At 54.1% G+C, this 353-nt stretch carries 1 protein-coding gene; it reads left to right on the top strand.

Going from position 1 to position 353, the window contains the following annotated elements:
- Positions 1 to 353, top strand: a 353-nt coding sequence (locus tag AAIG11_RS17980) for a GTP-binding protein (RefSeq protein ID WP_343187562.1), incomplete at both ends; no start/stop codon positions are given.

Raw genomic sequence — 353 nt, 5'->3', positions numbered from 1 at the left:
TTTGACATGATCGACAAAGCGCCTGAAGAAAGAGAAAGAGGCATCACCATCTCAACAGCGCATGTTGAGTACGAAACTCCGAACCGCCACTACGCCCACGTTGACTGCCCCGGCCATGCCGATTATGTGAAAAACATGATTACCGGAGCCGCTCAAATGGACGGAGCCATCCTGGTGGTATCCGCAGCCGATGGTCCCATGCCCCAAACCCGAGAGCACATCCTGCTGTCCAGACAGGTAGGCGTACCCTACATCGTCGTTTTCATGAACAAATGCGACATGGTGGATGACGAAGAACTGCTGGAACTGGTGGAGCTGGAAATCCGCGACCTGCTGAGTGCATACGAGTTCCC

The organism is Anoxynatronum sibiricum, assembly GCF_039414295.1.
Lineage (GTDB): Bacteria > Bacillota > Clostridia > Peptostreptococcales > Tindalliaceae > Anoxynatronum > Anoxynatronum sibiricum.
The sequence above is the reverse complement of the archived record's forward strand: the minus strand, read 5'-3'. Positions and strand labels throughout refer to the sequence as shown.